Raw genomic sequence first — 15,090 nt, 5'->3', positions numbered from 1 at the left:
GATCTAAGCGCAGTGTAAACCTAAGACAAACAAGCAGATAGCACTACTTTATTCTAAAGCTATGAAAGCAGAGGGAAAGATATAAGAATGGGATAAAACAGAACAAACGAGATGAATCTGATCAATAAAGTAATAGAGCAGAAACAACAAAGCCCAGTACAATGACTGGGCTTTGCTTCAAACTAGAACTTAAACCGGAGTTACGTTCTCAGCTTGTGGACCTTTCTGACCAGCAACAACTTGCATTGTTACTTGTTGGCCTTCGTGAAGGGTCTTACGGCCGTTACCGTTAATTGCACTGTGGTGTACGAATACGTCTTTACCACCTTCCTGCTCAATGAAGCCGAAGCCTTTCTCGTCATTGAACCACTTAACAGTACCTTGAACTAAATTTGACATAACATTCTCTTAACTTCTATTGCCAGCTTACTGGCCTTTCTTAATGCCCTATCACTCAAGTGACAGGTTTTACTCATCAGACTCTACAATCCCGAGCCTGAGGACAGCCATAAGACCTCTCCGGGTGTCGGTTACTTCGCGTTAGCTTCATCACCGAACGAGGAGCAGTATAACAAGGCTTTAGAAACAAGCTACTAAATAAATGCATTATTATCATAAATATTGAAAAAAAGTCGTTTCAACTGCATTTCATTCGATACAGGCCATACAAGACCTGGCTTTAGCCGATTAGCCACCTAAAGCGCTCATCTATTTATTTAACTCAACATCAGATTTAAATGTAGGCGCTTTAAACTTGGTTTATATCAACCATATTAATGTCTTAACCTTTGGCGGCCACAACATTAGGGTTGAGTACCACTGCGGGTAGCACCACCTTCGGCTGGCGATAGCGCCCCAACACCGAGCTCACCGCCACAAATGCCACTAAGGAGTAGCCCACTGTCATCAAATCGAAAAACGCCAAACCCAGCAATAAAATTGACACATCAGTACACAGCGTTGTTTTAGCAGCATTGATATTCATTCTTCGCTCTAAAAAAACCGCCATAATCGTAATACCTCCAATCGACGCATTGTGGCGAATCAGAATCGTCAAACCAAAACCAATTAACAGCCCCCCTAAAATAGAAGCGATTAATGGATGCGCCAACTGCAAACTAATGGTGTTTTCAATCAAATCAGAGAGTAAAGATAACAGCGTCACCGCGCCAAAGGTGCGCAGGGTGAAGGTTGTCCCCATATAGCGGATTGCGACCGCATAAAAAGGCAAGTTAATCACAAAGAAAAGCTGTCCAAAAGAGAGATTCGGTAGCATTTGTTGTGCTATCAGACCTAAGCCTGCCGTACCGCCGACTAACAGGCCTGCGGCATTAATCATCTGCACACCCAGTGCGACCAGTAGACAAGCTTCTAAAATAGAGAGCCAGTGAGTGGCATGTTCTTTCATTGATAACGCTCCAATAACTTTAAACCAATCTTCGGTAGAGGATTGATAGACACAATGACCGCTTCGGCTTTTGACCTAAGCGGAACGGCTCTGTCCAGATCAATCGACAGAGTGACGCTTCTGACCCAAAGCCCGATAGGGCTGAGAAGATGTCGCAAAATTATTGTTATTGGAGCGCGGAACAAATGGCACAAAAACAGGATATGATCGGCCACTCATCCATAGGTCAGATCGATTCTCTGATAAAGAATCGATTCTTCAACATCAATACTATCACAAAACCAATTAAACCAGCTTTTTCAACTATATAAAAACAAATAACCAGAACATACTACTGTAAAATTATTTTTACAAAGCCGCTCGACCTCCCTTTGAAAAAACTGAATCTCCACCAAATCAGAAATGTCCGTAGCTGAAAAACTGGCGCAATGCTACGCTAGACACCTTTGACCCATGCGTTATCGCTAACAGAAGAGTTTGTAGCAAATGAGTAAGTTTTGGAGTGAGGCGATCTTATCCCTTCAGCCCTACGTGCCAGGTGAACAACCCAAGCAGGGCAATATTATTAAGCTCAACACCAACGAAAACCCTTATCCACCATCTCCTAAGGTGGTAGAAGTACTTACGCACTTCCCTAAAGAGCGTCTGCGTTTGTACTCAGATCCTGACTCAACACAACTGAAGCAAACCCTCGCTCAGCATTTCCATGTGGATTACGATCAGGTTTTTGTCGGTAACGGCTCAGATGAAGTACTTGCTCACACATTTATGGCATTCTTCCGCCAACCCTTACCGCTACTACTGCCTAGCACAACCTATAGTTTCTATGATGTGTATTGCGATCTTTATCAGATCAAAACACAGCATGTGCCCTTAACGACAGACTATAGAATCAACCTAGCTGACTATGCTCAACCAAACGGCGGCATTATTTTTGCAAACCCAAATGCGCCAACAGGCGTTGCTTTGCCGTTAACAGATATTGAAGCTTTATTGCAAGAAAACACCGAAACTGTTGTGGTTGTCGATGAGGCTTATGTGGATTTTGGAGCTGAAAGTGCAGTGACACTGGTGAACCAGTACCCCAATCTGCTGGTGATTCAAACACTGTCCAAGTCTCGCAGCTTAGCAGGTATGCGGGTTGGCTTTGCCATTGGAAGCCCAGAGCTTATTGCAGGACTAGAGCGCGTTAAAAACTCGTTTAACTCCTACCCATTAGACATGCTGGCCATTGCAGCGGCCAGTGCAGCCATAGAGGATCAACGCTACTTTGAGCAGACCACTCAACAGATCATAGCAGATCGTCAATGGACAGATGAGCAACTGACTGCATTAGGCTTCAATGCCCTACCTTCAAGCACAAACTTTATTTTTGCCAGCCATCCAGAGATCAGTGGCGCAGAGCTCATGACACACCTGCGCAGTCGCAATATTTTAGTGCGTCATTTTACTAAGCCAAGTATTGAGAACTTCTTACGGATCACAATCGGTACGCGCCAAGAGATGGAAGCGATGATATCAGCACTAAAAGAGCATCCTAAGCTAGCCTGAGAAACCCCGCGCTATTAAAAATGAGCCGCCTATTATGAAGAGGTTCGGCTCATCCAACCATAGTTACCACTTCCAGTTTCAAAGAGCAGTAGAATTTTTTGTTCATGTAAAAATAAGTGAAGTTAAACTTTATTCCAGTCTCTAGCTCTCACTCTACCTGTTTGATAATAAGTAGAAACAAACTCTATGTAATCTTTAAAATCTTCGTTCTCCACTAGAATTCGATTGACTGATTGCCAGTCAACTTCAGCTCTTGACCTTGCTGGCAGCATCATTTCACTTTCACTTAGATTTTCAGGATTTAATAAAATCACGCCAATACCATGAGGTGCTGATAGCATTCTTAACTCTTGCTCTACGCTTAAGTCAGATATTGATGTTACAACTAGATAACCCTCGTTTGCCCAGCCAGAATTACTAACGGCTTGGAAGAAGCTTTTCCTCGCATTTGAGCCTGAGAGCTCTTTTCTTACCTCAAAAGACCATAGGCGAACGCTTTGCCCTGCTCCCTGCTTTACGCAAGCTCTTATTAGATCATTCCATTCTTTATCTACTAGCTGCATCGCCACAATATCAGGGTGCAACCATTGATTACCGCCATTACCACGCGAATTTCTAGACCGTTTTTCTCAATTTGACGGGCGTTAAACTTTTGGCCTGAGTTAACCTTAAGTAGCTCAACGATATTTTGAGATTGAGATAACCTCGATTTCTAGGATTCCTTATTTACTATATCAGCATCCACATTGTGTTTTTACAGCCAACGAGCTTCTAGCAGAAATCGCTCAGGTGATGGAGCTAATTTTTTTGCAACCTGAACATCGAGTAATCCAACGAATACCGATGCCCGTTAGACAAGCTACAAATAGAACACTGACCATAGGTAGCGGTGTACCATCAGAAAAATAGCCGATAATGCCGCCTGATAGACCGCCAGAGAAGAAACCTAGCGCAGCTATTAAAGCGGTAGCAGTGCCTGCGCGTTGCGGAAATAGTTCTGTTGTACAAGCGATACTGTTAGCAACAACAAAACTGTGGCTTCCCATAAACAGCATTGTTAATGGAATCAAGATATAGAGTGTATGCTGCTCAGAAAGCAGAATATAAGCCAACATAAGACTGCTGGATAACAGCTGCATGCCTTGTCCAATTGAGATCAGCTGCGATGATTCAAACCGACCTAGCAACCGTAAGTTAGCTCGACTCATCAACACCATCATCAAGACATTGAAACCGAATACAAAAGGGTAAAGGGTTTCAGATAGCCCGAAGTAACCCATCAATACTCCAGGAGATGCTGTAATAAAGCCCAAGAGTCCTGCATAGGCTGCACAAGTCGATGCGATAAACCCCCAAACCCGATACTCTCGAATCACTGCAAAGTAATTACTAAACCAATTACCGCTTGCTTGCATTGGACTGGTTTCTGGTAAATAACGGTAGAACAGTAGCATCAAAATCAGGCTATAAAGCATTAAAAATACAAAGATGTTATTCCAGTTACTAATTTGTAAGATCAACATACCGATGATCGGAGCAGCCAAAGGCGCAATCATCATCACTTGCATTACTCGAATGATATTTGCAGCCCCTGCTTTTCCCGAGCTGAGGTCTCGGATAATCGCTGAGCTATTCACCATTGCAAGCCCCCCACCTAAAGCTTGAATAAAGCGAAATAGCCACAGTTGAATTAAGCCCTCTGAAAAGAGAATACCCAAACTAGACAAGGCGAAAAGCCCCAGTCCACTGATAACTAATTTACGGCGGCCAAAGCGATCCGATAATGGCCCTCCCAATAGCTGGCCTAAACTCAAACCTACTAGAAAGTAGCTAATAGAGGCTTCTACATCATGAATTGCGACGGAAAAATCGAGCGCCATACTTGGCACTGCCGCAAGATAAATATCAGTTCCCAGAGGTGCTAAAGCCGTCAGTGCCGATAACATCAACAATAAGCCTGTTGTCACTTGCACACCACTGGCCTGCCCTGCGGATAGAGATGATTTAGCATTAGACATCGTAATATCCCTTCAAAATTTGGGGGTCAGCATTAGAGCATAAAGAAGAAAGAAGCGCGCTGATTTTGTCCACCAATATGAGTAACAATGCCATAACCATATTTAGCTCATCTTTTATAACATCTGGCTGAACTAATATCATTCTTGCAGCAAAGCTCAGGAACAAGCGAGCCTGCTTCGGTCTGTTTCAAAGTCACCATGATTTGGCTATCGGTATAACATGACTTTTTCATGTTGAATATCCTGCATGTAGACTACGAGAAAACTCTACTTTTGAGTACCGCTATTTTTCAGGGGGATTACCTTAGCCTTTTAATATCTCTTTTTAATAATATTGTTCTACAATAAAATTTTAAAGGCGGGTCTACTTATAGGAGTAAAGACTATGCCATTGATCAAAACAGTTGTAATGATGCTGGCCCTGACAAGTGTTGGTTTTACCTCTCAGCTAAAAGCTGACAGTTCATGTTCAGGCCTAACTGCCAGTGGCAACGCTGAGTATCCCCCTTACCTTTGGCGATCACCAAAGGATCCTAGGCAATTAGTGGGTGCTATTCGATACCTTATTGATGATCTTGCCAAAGAGACCTCCACTAAGATTAGCTTAATATATAGCGGTCCTTGGGGTAGGGTGCAGCAAGAGACGGCTGCTGGGCGAGTAGACATGATAGCAGGGGCTTTTTTTACTCAGCCCAGAACTTTATACATGGACTATTTATATCCTGCCTTTCAAAAAACACAGACTTCCGTTTGGTTTAACACTGAGCATCCTATTGCTTATTCTGAATGGTCAGATTTAAAAAGCTTACAAGGCATGACTGTAATCAATAATAGTTTTGGGCAAGAGTTTGATGAGTATGCTAAGTCTGATCTGAATATCAGTTATGTTGCCAGCCTAGAGCAAGCTTTGCGGATGTTAAATGCTCAACGGGTCGACTATCTAGTCTACGAAGAGAACCCTGCAAAAGCCTACGCAAAACAACTGGACATCAATAATATTGAAACCAGCACCACACCAATTACAGAGCAAGCGCTATTTTTAACCATGTCGCAGAAGTCTGCCTGTAATAATCAAGCGTTTAAGCACAAGTTAGAGCAAACCCTAATACAATTTGCCGAAGAGGGTAGAATGGAGCAATACCTAGAGCGCGCATTAAACGATTGGGCAATGCAGACACCAAAATAATCAGGCTGACCAAAGACTCTGCTTCAATATAACAAATACCTAGTGCGGATAGCTCGGAGGTGTAAAGAACCTCCGAAATTAGTCCTTGAATATCAAGAGCTCATAACTGTAGTCTAGCAAACTTCTCAAGTTACGGCTCGAAAGGCCAAGGTAAAGCAATGCGTTTGATCGGCAATATCATATGGTTTTTATTTGGCGGCGTATTTATGGGGCTAGCGTGGTTTTTATTTGGCATTCTAGCATTCTGTACCATTATCGGCATTCCGTGGGGGCGCTCTTGCTTTGTCATTGCTCAGTTTTCTTTTTTTCCTTTCGGCAAACAGGCCATTAGCAGAGAAAAGCTAACAGGTAAAAAAGATATTGGCACTGGTACATTAGGCTTCATTGGTAATGTTCTCTGGATTTTGTTTGCAGGTATCTGGCTTGCTATTGGACATCTCACCTCAGCGGTGATGTGTGCGGTCACCATTATTGGTATACCATTCGCTATCCAACATATTAAGCTGGCGATAATTTCCTTTGCACCTGTGGGACAAACCATTGTCAGTAACGAAACTGCCAATGCGGTACACCGCAGTTAATCGATACTATTTAAGGTGAGGCTTAATTAAATAAGCTTCACCTTAAGCTATCAGTTAAGATTACCCCGCCAGCATCTGCCTTAGCACTTTGCAATCTTGTTTAACCTGCTCTGCATAATCTAGAGCACAATTGATCAAACTTTGAACTTGATCAGGTAATAACTCAGATACCGCAGCTTCAAACTGAGTGGAACGACGATCTCCGCGACAATGTGCAAGCGCCAAAGCCTCACCACAGGTTGCAGCATAATCAATGAATCCACCTTTAACTGCTTTTTTGCCAAAGGTAATCTGCTCTGGATCAATACCCACTCGGGCGTGATGGCGAGAGCGAATAAGCCAATGTGCACCTTGCCATTCCGCTTCATCTAATACCAAATCTGGTCGACGTTGCATTCTGAGTTGGCAGTTAACAGTCAGGTGTGCAGGGTTTAATTGATTAACAGGGCTCAAGCTGGGAAAATGGAATAAAGGCGCGGCATGACGTTGTTTCTTAACCTCAACGATGTGGTACAAAGCCAAATCTGGCGTTATGCCCTCTTGAGTTTTAGGCCCCACTAGCAGGTAGTAGCGCGCCATATTGACAGAACCAGTGCCAGCATTAACACGCTGAACAATATCAATAATGCTATCGTCAACATAAGGGGCAAAAGTTTCCTCTATCTCTTGATACAATAGTGCACTAATTGCATTAAAGCGCTCTGGCAATGCTTTAAAACGTAGCGGTAAAACATTTAGATCAACCGCTTTAGCAAGAGAGCTTTTTTCGGTAAAAGCCTCACCGCCACAAGTTCGACCTAAAGCTTTTTGGTAGCGCTTTGACAAAATATGCCCCGAGTGGAAGCCAGATATCGCAAATAAACGGCTTTGAGGATCAGACAAACCTTCATGACAAATATCGGTATAAGCTTCCAAAAAGGCTTCGATTGCAGCCCGAGTCTCAGCACTGCTTACAGCAGGTTTGTCTTTCACCTCATATTCTGTCGTATACAGACCTTGCTGAATACCTTGGGCGTAGTCAACTGCTAGCGCCAAACTAACAGCGAAGCGTAGTAAGTCCCATGCCGCATGACCGATACAAGCGTCATCAAAATCATTGGGACAAAAAATAATGCTGTCACCATGAGAACCCTCTTCACTTAAAAAGCCAAAGTTAGCGCTGTGACAATCCCCCATAATTGTGGTGAGCGGCAGCTTATAAAGTGAGGGCGGTAGCTTGATAACGCCAGAAGCTAAGTCAGCATAAAAAAGTTGTGCTGAACCTCTCAGAAATACAAATGGATTATTTGCCATTTTGAGGTGCTTAGGGTGACCTTGCGATGGAGCATAACCATCCACACGATTAAGCTCTTGTTCTATAAGCTCAAAACGAGCGACAGATTCAGTCATGTCCATATCCTTTTATTTTGATCAGAAAAGCACTGCATGTGCTTAATATGACGCCACCTTGGCGCGCAGCACTTAGCTTTCCCTAGTTTTGAAAGTATATTCTAAGCCTACAAGTGCAACGTAATTACACGGTTACGGCCTTGCTCTTTGGCTTCATACAGTGCGTCGTCTGCTTTTTTATAGGTCTCTTCGATGTCGGCATTATGTTTAATCAAACATAGTCCAAAAGAAGCAGTGATCACTTCAGCAGCGGTATTATAAGCGTGAGGAATGGCAAGGTCTTGAATCGCTTTTCGTGCAATTTCAGCCCTTGTTTGTGCGAGGTCGGCAGAGTCTGTTGTAAAGAGTAAAGCAAACTCCTCTCCACCTAAACGGAAAGGTAAAGCCTCTATCTCTTTAGCTAAAGTTTTAAAGGCCTTAGCACATTCAATCAATACGTGGTCGCCTGCTTGGTGGCCATAGTTATCGTTATATTGCTTGAATTTATCAACGTCAAACATCAAAAAGGCAAGCAAATCGCCCTTTTCTTCAGCCTTCTCAGCATAAACTGGAAACTGGTCAGAAAAGTAACGACGATTATATAGCCCTGTCATAGGATCGGTGATAGAAAGCTCTTCAACATATTTTTTATTGGTGATGTCTTGTCGAATGGCGGTAAAGCCATTAATTTGGCCTTGAGAATCAAACTGAGGTTCGATATTAACGTCAACCCAGTAATAGCTCCCATCTTTCTTACTGTTCTTAACTTCGCCACGCCAGCTCTTGCCTGACTTAACTGTCTGCCATAACGACTGATAGAGTGAATTTGGCATATCAGGGTGACGCACAATATTGTGATTCCGCCCCAACAGCTCTTCTCGACTATAGCCTGAAATATCACAGAAAGCTTGGCTAACGGCCCGAATAATACCGTGTTCATCAGTGCTGGATGAAATCACATAACGATCAACGGTATCGGCATAGCGCTGAATCTGTTTATAGCGCTCACGGGCGCTGACTAACGTGACAATACGACTGATAAACTCTTCGCGGGAGAACGGCTTAATCAAAAAGTCGTTTACGCCACTTTTAAGAAAACGAGCTTCTAACTTTGGCTCTCGCATACCTGTTACCGCAATAATCGGTAAAGTAAGTTCGTCATGGTGTCGGCGAACTTCACGGGATAGCTCTAATCCTGTCATCTCAGGCATTTCATGATCGGTTACCATAAGTGAGATTTTTGGATTGGCTTTCAAAATTTCCAAAGCTTCCTTACCAGAGCTAGCCGTATGAATATTAAACAGTAATGGCTCTAGTAAACTTATTACACTGGCAAGTGCAACCCTTGAATCATCAACTACTAATATATCAACACCTTTAGTGTCTAATAGCAACTCAGCTAAGCGAACGGCATAGCAAAGATCGCTTTTCCCTTCTTTAATTACATAGTCAACAATAGGCATGGATGAGATCTGCTTTTGCAATTCATCACTCATTGAGCCTGTTAATGCAATTACGGGGATATTTTTCTTCACAACAGTACCAACGATTTGCCCCTCGCCAGCATCTGGTAACACTAAGTCGGTAATTGCAGCAAAGAAGTCATGTCGACTGAGTAGCACCTCTGCTTCTTTATGACTGTATGCCATGTGCACTTCAAAAAGATTATTTTCTGCAAGTTGCTTACTCAGCATTTTGGCAAAAAGGGCACTGTCTTCCACGACTAATAATTTTTTCATACTGAACAATCTTATTGTTAATGCTCATGCTTGAGCAAATATGCTTTAGTGAGGGAGTAACTTGTTGATAGTCAATACTTAATCATTCTACATGTCAAACACATGCATCTATGACTTGGACAAAGATCAATAATAAAGTTTTTCTTTACAAACAAAGAGTAAGGCAGTTATTCAGTTTTTGGAAGTGCGGCTCTAATTTATCTATTTTCTGAACGGAGTTTTTAAGTCTATCGCTTGAGCATAGGCCTCTATTTGTTGCTGTTCCGACTTAAGCCACTGCTGAATAGTCTGTGAAAATAAGGGTTCTGCAATCCAATGGTTTGAATGTGTCAAATAAGGCGAAAAACCTCTGGCAACCTTATGCTCACCCTGTGTGCCGGGGTCGAAGTGGGTTAAACCCTGTTCTAAACAGAACTCTATACCTTGGTAATAACAAACCTCAAAGTGCAGACAATCAACATCAGCTCGACTTCCCCAATATCGACCATAAAGGCGAGACTGATCATAAAAAAACAGCGCGGCGGCAATACTGCAATTTTGTTCCAATTCGTCCTTGATGTAAGCTTCTACCAACATAATTTTCTCAGGCATCTGCTCTACTAGATACTGGAAAAAATCCATGTTTAGATATCCTTGCCGGCCACGTTGCTGGTAAGTTGTTTGGTAGCACTGATAAAAATGTCTCAGCTGAGACTGACTTATTTCTGCTCCCCGCACACGTCTTAGTTTAATACCTTGATCTACAATTTTACGCCGTTCCTGTCGAACATTTTTCCTTTTCTTAGCACTAAAACTATTCAGAAACTGCTCAAAATCTTGCCAGCCTTCAGTATTCTGCCAATGATATTGACAACTTGTACGCCCTAATAAATTTTGCTTTAAGCCTTGTTGGTAGCTGTGCTGGTCAGGGAACAGTAGATGCCAGCTGGAGAGCTTATATTGTCGTACCAATTGCTGAATACCTGCTAAAAAGTGCGGTAGTACTTGCTCAAAACTATAATCTATTCTCAGTAACACTCTGCTGCCTTCGCTGGGCGTGTAAGGAATCGCACTGACTAGCTTGGGGTAATATTCTAAATGCTGGCTTTCATAGGCCTCAGCCCAAACCCAGTCAAAAACATATTCACCATAAGAGTGGTACTTAACATATGTGGGCATTAACGCCGCTATACCTTGCGCATCTTCTAACAATAGATGACAAGGTTGCCAGCCAGTATCCCCACCCACAACACTTGTGTGCTCTAGTGCGGTTAAAAAAACTGGGTTTAAAAAAGGATTACCAGTAAGTTGCAGTTGTGACCATTGAGAAGGACTTAACTCGCTAAGTTGCTGCAGTACTCGCAGTTGCATAAAGCCTCCTCAATCCGATTAAGCGACAGCTAAGTCTGGTAAGCGAGTAATAAGCTCTGGAAGTAAAACCTGAATACGGGCGCGTGCCTGTGCGGTACCCATGGGTTCTGTTTGTCCAACACCCCAAACGGGGGCAGGCCAAGCAGCGTCGCCCTCTGCTCGCACTACATGATGAATATGCAGCTGTGGCACAATATTACCAAGAGCTGCGACATTCATCTTTTGTCCATGAAAGGCTTGCATCATCGCTTCAGCTAAAGCACAAGACTCTTTCATCACTTGTACAAGCACCTCTTGCTCTAACTCGTAAAGCTCTGTAATACCCCCAACTCTAGGAATTAAAATAAACCAAGGGTATCGAGCATCATTCATCATACATAAACGGCTAACACCTAGATCTGCCACGGGAATAGTGTCTTGCTCTAAGCGAGAGTGTAGTGTGAACATCTATAGTACCTTTCTCTGAGACCTGACGGCTTAACTTATTGAATAGTATAGACATACTGAGTGGCAATAAGTCTATAGAAAAACGACCCCATCCCTGTAATGCTTTGTTTGCCAAATAGCACTTCTCAAATTTTAGCCTGCCAACATGATCATCAGCCCAACTGTAGCCTCATCACAAAAACAGATGAAGGCTATCTTAATTAATCATTATCCCTGATCTAATAGAAGCATTAAGCTGACGATCATTGAAAAGCTTTGTCTATGGCTTAAATTATAAGAATAATCAAAAGGATAAGATGAGAGATGAATCACTCGACTACCCGAATAAAAGTGCTGCTGGCAGGGCTTTTCAGCCAGATTTTATGCGTGGGTATTGCGCGTTTTGCTTACACACCTTTATTACCTGTGATGCAAGATCAAACTTGGATGGGTGACGCGGAAGGAGGCTGGTTAGCGGCCATTAACTACGTAGGCTATATGTTGGGTGCTTTAATTGCAGCATCTGTCAGCGATCTTAAACTGAAAGATACCTTGTACCGCTTTGGTTTAGTGACTGCGATTGTGACGACAGCCGCTATGGCTTTTACCGATAATATGTTGTTGTGGTCGATATTACGCTTTTTATCTGGCCTTAGCAGTGCAGGGTCAATGTTGATTGCTTCTGGCTTAATCCTTAACTGGCTGATTCGTCATCATCACCGAAGTGAATTGGGTATTCACTTTTCGGGGGTGGGTATCGGCATTGTGGTAGCCGCCATTGCGGTGGAGTTAATGTTGCGCTGGTCATTAAGCTGGTCTGAACAGTGGTTATGGTTTTCGCTAATTGCTGTGATATTGGCGATTCCCGCTTGGCTTTGGTTACCAAAACCAGACACTGCACCTACAACCTCCACAGGCCAAGCGCTACAGGACAATCCTCCTACCAAGAAGTTTATGCGTTTGATGTTGGCGGCTTACTTTTGTGCAGGCTATGGATATGTGATCAGTGCAACCTTTATTGTCACCATTGTGGAGCGTATTCCCGCCTTGTCTGGTATGGGCGCTTTAACCTTTGCAGTAGTGGGTTTGGCCGCAGCGCCAGCGGTGATGAACTGGGATTTAATCGCGCGTAAATTGGGTTACCTCAATGCATTAATTTTGGCCTATAGCCTACAAATCGCGGGGATTGTTTTACCGACGTTTTATCACAGCCTTGAAGTAGCTCTGTTCAGTGCCTTGCTCTTTGGCGGAACATTTGTCGGCTGCGTTAGTTTAGTCCTAACCATGGCTGGGCGTTTATACCCGACCAAGCCTGCTAAACTAATGGGCAAAATGACACTGTCTTACGGTGCTGCACAAGTGATAGCCCCAGCGCTAACAGGCATGATTGCAGAGCAGACAGGGTACTATGATATTGGTTTATGGCTGGCAGGTGGTTTTGTTGCCTTGGGTACATTGTTGATTGTTTGGCTTAAATTTTCAGACCGTACTGCTCATATACTAGATGAGTCTGCTCGGCTGGCTGCGGCTAAAAGTTAATAATACACAAGTTAACAAAGGCGCATATTGCGCCTTTGTTAACCTACATTCAGTAGTAACATTGAGCTCGCGAATCACGACGCAATGGCATTAACCCAAGTCTATTTAAGTTCTGCAATATACTGTTCTAAGACGCCTTGCAAACGCTGAATACTGACAGGTTTAGCAATAAATGCATTCATACCAACTTCTATACAACGTTGCTGATCTTCTAACATAGCATTAGCGGTAAGCGCTACTATGGGGGTTGACTGATTCAGATTAGACTCAGCACGCAACTTGAACGTACAAGCTAAACCGTCCATAACAGGCATCTGGCAATCCATCAATATCAATTGATACTGCTGCTGCTGACACATCTCAAATGCAATCTGACCATTTTCTGCAAACTCACATTGATAGCCTAATTTCTTTAATATAGCCCCTGCAAGATTAGCGTTAATCACATTGTCTTCGACAACCAATATAAGTGCAGGTCTGTCACTATCACTATTTTTAGCCTGATGATGATTTGAAGCAGAAACCAAAGCAGTCGCTTGAACATCAGGTATGGCAGATTCCATATTGGTGATTACAGCTGTAGAGTCTGCAACTTCAACATTTAGTAAAATCCAAAAAGTTGAGCCTTGACCAATTTGGCTTCGAACACCGATTTCTCCGCCCATAGAACTGATAATTTCCTTGCACAGCGACAAGCCTAAACCACTACCACCAAAGCGCCTTGTGGTTGAACTATCGGCCTGAGTGAAAGGTGAAAATATCTGCTGTTGAGCTTCTGGAGAAATACCTATACCCGTATCTGATACTTCAATTTTAATCTCATAGTGCTGCTCATCTAACTGTCTATTGAGTAAAAGACGAAGAGTGACATGCCCCTCTGAAGTGAATTTTGCCGCATTGCTGAGCAGGTTTATTAAAACCTGCTGCAACCTAAAGTGATCGCCCATGATAATGCTAGGCAGTGCTGGATCTTTACGTATATTGAGCTGTAGTTTCTTGCTTTGAATACTACCGTTAACGACTCTAACCACATCCTCTACAGCTTGATGCAAACTAAATGCTTGATATTCCAACTGTAGTTTTTGCTGCTGTAAACGTGATAAATCCAAAATTGAGTTTAAAAGCTGTAAAAGATTCTGACTACAGGCATTCATGTCTTGGATCAAAGGTGTTAACGTCGGTGGCAACTGCTCTAATCGCATCAACTGTAAAGAACCAATAATACCGTTAAGTGGCGTTCGAATTTCATGACTCATGTTAGACAGAAACTCACTTTTAGCCTGATTTGCAGCAGCTGCTTCACGAGCAAGCCGTTGATTACGCCGTAACTCTCGGTAATTTACCCAAGTAAAAAGACTACCTATCATTAGAACCAATAGCAGCAACATCGCCATTAATCTGTAGTTATGCTGCACTTTAATTGCGAAAGTACTCTCAACCTCAGATATTGCAGAAGCCACCGTGCGGGAGGCTTGCATATACAGCGCTACAAAATCTTCAAATTGAGCACTGTAGTGTTTGGCTTTATTGGGCGTTAAGCTGGCAATATCGCGATCTAACTTTTCTAATAATCCAATCAAACGATAAGCGGTTTCCAATGAGCTTTGGTCAATCTGCTCAATTAGCTCCTTTGTACTACCTTGGGTGATGATATTGACTCTACTCCAAAGAATTTCTTTGCGAATATCAATTGCTGCACGGCTTTCATCAGTTTCCGTAATCACAAAAAAATTCAGCTGATTGATTAACCGTAACAACTCCATTTCTACACGAGTACTATTCCAATAACGTTCATCTTTAGTGAACAAACCAAACTCGTCGATCTCTTTTTCCAACTTAAAAAGGGAAAAGGCAATAACACAAACTAGGATCAATAAAGTTCCTGCAAGTGCAACTGGCTGATAACGGTGCAGATTTTTCATAG

The 15,090-nt window shown here is 42.8% G+C and carries 13 protein-coding genes; 4 read left to right on the top strand and 9 right to left on the bottom strand.

Features of this window, described 5'->3' with window-relative positions; all coding sequences use genetic code 11:
- Nucleotides 1-189: 189 nt before the first annotated feature.
- Both B5D26_RS10145 and B5D26_RS10140 read right to left on the bottom strand, forming a co-directional pair.
- Complete coding sequence (locus tag B5D26_RS10145; RefSeq protein WP_078745625.1) at nt 190-399, bottom strand: cold-shock protein; 210 nt, start codon at nt 397-399, stop codon at nt 190-192.
- A 382-nt stretch (nt 400-781) separates the two neighbouring features.
- On the bottom strand, nt 782-1,408 hold the full coding sequence (locus B5D26_RS10140; protein WP_078745624.1) for a DUF6198 family protein: 627 nt from the start codon (nt 1,406-1,408) through the stop codon (nt 782-784).
- A 486-nt stretch (nt 1,409-1,894) separates the two neighbouring features.
- Here B5D26_RS10140 and hisC point away from each other — a divergent pair, with 486 nt between their 5' ends.
- On the top strand, nt 1,895-2,959 hold the full coding sequence (gene hisC, locus B5D26_RS10135) for a histidinol-phosphate transaminase (RefSeq protein WP_078745623.1): 1,065 nt from the start codon (nt 1,895-1,897) through the stop codon (nt 2,957-2,959).
- A gap of 122 nt (nt 2,960-3,081) precedes the next feature.
- Here the strand turns inward: hisC and B5D26_RS10130 are convergent, their stop codons facing one another.
- Nucleotides 3,082-3,543, bottom strand: a complete 462-nt coding sequence (locus tag B5D26_RS10130; RefSeq protein WP_200810658.1) for a hypothetical protein — start codon at nt 3,541-3,543, stop codon at nt 3,082-3,084.
- Between the two features lie 201 nt (nt 3,544-3,744).
- Nucleotides 3,745-4,977 carry a Bcr/CflA family efflux MFS transporter gene (locus tag B5D26_RS10125; RefSeq protein ID WP_078745622.1) on the bottom strand — a complete coding sequence of 411 codons (1,233 nt, stop codon included), beginning with the start codon at nt 4,975-4,977 and terminating at the stop codon, nt 3,745-3,747.
- Nucleotides 4,978-5,362: 385 nt separating this feature from the next.
- Here B5D26_RS10125 and B5D26_RS10120 point away from each other — a divergent pair, with 385 nt between their 5' ends.
- The gene (locus B5D26_RS10120; protein ID WP_078745621.1) at nt 5,363-6,163 is read left to right on the top strand and encodes a substrate-binding periplasmic protein; all 801 of its coding nucleotides are present in this window, start codon (nt 5,363-5,365) and stop codon (nt 6,161-6,163) included.
- Between the two features lie 158 nt (nt 6,164-6,321).
- Nucleotides 6,322-6,744, top strand: a complete 423-nt coding sequence (locus B5D26_RS10115) for a YccF domain-containing protein (protein ID WP_078745620.1) — start codon at nt 6,322-6,324, stop codon at nt 6,742-6,744.
- Nucleotides 6,745-6,804: 60 nt separating this feature from the next.
- Here B5D26_RS10115 and B5D26_RS10110 read toward each other — a convergent pair whose 3' ends face one another.
- From B5D26_RS10110 to B5D26_RS10095, 4 genes are all read right to left on the bottom strand, one after another.
- On the bottom strand, nt 6,805-8,133 hold the full coding sequence (locus tag B5D26_RS10110) for a DUF2252 family protein (RefSeq protein ID WP_078745619.1): 1,329 nt from the start codon (nt 8,131-8,133) through the stop codon (nt 6,805-6,807).
- A gap of 107 nt (nt 8,134-8,240) precedes the next feature.
- On the bottom strand, nt 8,241-9,851 hold the full coding sequence (locus tag B5D26_RS10105) for a diguanylate cyclase domain-containing protein (protein ID WP_078745618.1): 1,611 nt from the start codon (nt 9,849-9,851) through the stop codon (nt 8,241-8,243).
- A gap of 201 nt (nt 9,852-10,052) precedes the next feature.
- The gene (locus B5D26_RS10100) at nt 10,053-11,201 is read right to left on the bottom strand and encodes a GNAT family N-acetyltransferase (protein WP_078745617.1); all 1,149 of its coding nucleotides are present in this window, start codon (nt 11,199-11,201) and stop codon (nt 10,053-10,055) included.
- 18 nt (nt 11,202-11,219) lie between these two features.
- The gene (locus tag B5D26_RS10095) at nt 11,220-11,648 is read right to left on the bottom strand and encodes an HIT domain-containing protein (RefSeq protein WP_078745616.1); all 429 of its coding nucleotides are present in this window, start codon (nt 11,646-11,648) and stop codon (nt 11,220-11,222) included.
- A 303-nt stretch (nt 11,649-11,951) separates the two neighbouring features.
- Here B5D26_RS10095 and B5D26_RS10090 point away from each other — a divergent pair, with 303 nt between their 5' ends.
- Nucleotides 11,952-13,166, top strand: coding sequence for a YbfB/YjiJ family MFS transporter (locus B5D26_RS10090; protein ID WP_078745615.1), 1,215 nt, complete (start codon nt 11,952-11,954; stop codon nt 13,164-13,166).
- Between the two features lie 101 nt (nt 13,167-13,267).
- On the opposite strand, the gene B5D26_RS10085 is transcribed toward B5D26_RS10090, so the two are convergent.
- A complete protein-coding gene (locus B5D26_RS10085) occupies nt 13,268-15,088 on the bottom strand; it encodes an ATP-binding protein (protein WP_159445641.1) in 1,821 nt (606 codons plus the stop codon).
- Nucleotides 15,089-15,090 lie beyond the last annotated feature (2 nt).

It is taken from the genome of Oceanospirillum multiglobuliferum, from assembly GCF_900167095.1.
Taxonomy (GTDB): domain Bacteria; phylum Pseudomonadota; class Gammaproteobacteria; order Pseudomonadales; family Halomonadaceae; genus Oceanospirillum; species Oceanospirillum multiglobuliferum.
This window is presented reverse-complemented; position numbering and strand designations above follow the sequence as displayed.

What these genes read in the sequence shown, in the direction of transcription:
- hisC (WP_078745623.1), top strand. Translation starts at nt 1,895, where the DNA reads ATGAGTAAGTTTTGGAGTGAGGCGATCTTATCCCTTCAGCCCTACGTG.
- B5D26_RS10120 (WP_078745621.1), top strand. Translation starts at nt 5,363, where the DNA reads ATGCCATTGATCAAAACAGTTGTAATGATGCTGGCCCTGACAAGTGTT.
- B5D26_RS10085 (WP_159445641.1), bottom strand. Translation starts at nt 15,088, where the DNA reads ATGAAAAATCTGCACCGTTATCAGCCAGTTGCACTTGCAGGAACTTTA.
- B5D26_RS10095 (WP_078745616.1), bottom strand. Translation starts at nt 11,648, where the DNA reads ATGTTCACACTACACTCTCGCTTAGAGCAAGACACTATTCCCGTGGCA.
- B5D26_RS10125 (WP_078745622.1), bottom strand. Translation starts at nt 4,977, where the DNA reads ATGTCTAATGCTAAATCATCTCTATCCGCAGGGCAGGCCAGTGGTGTG.
- B5D26_RS10140 (WP_078745624.1), bottom strand. Translation starts at nt 1,408, where the DNA reads ATGAAAGAACATGCCACTCACTGGCTCTCTATTTTAGAAGCTTGTCTA.
- B5D26_RS10090 (WP_078745615.1), top strand. Translation starts at nt 11,952, where the DNA reads ATGAATCACTCGACTACCCGAATAAAAGTGCTGCTGGCAGGGCTTTTC.
- B5D26_RS10145 (WP_078745625.1), bottom strand. Translation starts at nt 399, where the DNA reads ATGTCAAATTTAGTTCAAGGTACTGTTAAGTGGTTCAATGACGAGAAA.
- B5D26_RS10100 (WP_078745617.1), bottom strand. Translation starts at nt 11,201, where the DNA reads ATGCAACTGCGAGTACTGCAGCAACTTAGCGAGTTAAGTCCTTCTCAA.
- B5D26_RS10105 (WP_078745618.1), bottom strand. Translation starts at nt 9,851, where the DNA reads ATGAAAAAATTATTAGTCGTGGAAGACAGTGCCCTTTTTGCCAAAATG.
- B5D26_RS10110 (WP_078745619.1), bottom strand. Translation starts at nt 8,133, where the DNA reads ATGACTGAATCTGTCGCTCGTTTTGAGCTTATAGAACAAGAGCTTAAT.
- B5D26_RS10115 (WP_078745620.1), top strand. Translation starts at nt 6,322, where the DNA reads ATGCGTTTGATCGGCAATATCATATGGTTTTTATTTGGCGGCGTATTT.